General features: G+C 72.8%; 1 protein-coding gene. It reads right to left on the reverse strand.

Features of this window, described 5'->3' with window-relative positions:
- On the reverse strand, positions 1 to 393 hold a 393-nt coding region (locus D3227_RS40870), incomplete at both ends, for an FAD binding domain-containing protein (RefSeq protein ID WP_208646660.1).

Raw genomic sequence — 393 nt, forward strand, 5'->3', positions numbered from 1 at the left:
GTCTCGATGTGCGGGGTGTTGCCCGGCAGGCGGTGGAAGTCGGCGATCGGAATGACGCGGGTGGCGCCATCGGCGCGCACGGTCTCCACCGAGGCGTCGAGCACGCGCATCGCCACCGCCATGTCGCTCGGGTGGGTGGCGATGCACTCCGCGCTGCCGCCGATCACCGCGAGCTGCCGGCTGAAGCCGCCGAGGGCAGAGCAGCCGCTGCCCGGCTGGCGCTTGTTGCAGGGCGTGTTGGTATCGTAGAAATAGGGGCAGCGCGTGCGCTGCAGCAGGTTGCCGCCGGTGGTGGCCATGTTGCGCAGCTGGCCCGAGGCGCCCGCCACCAGGGCCCGCGTGAGCACGCCGTAGTCGCGCCGCACGCGCGGGTGGGCGGCCAGGTCGCTGTTG

This window comes from Mesorhizobium waimense, from assembly GCF_003601975.1.
GTDB classification, from domain to species: domain Bacteria; phylum Pseudomonadota; class Alphaproteobacteria; order Rhizobiales; family Rhizobiaceae; genus Mesorhizobium; species Mesorhizobium waimense.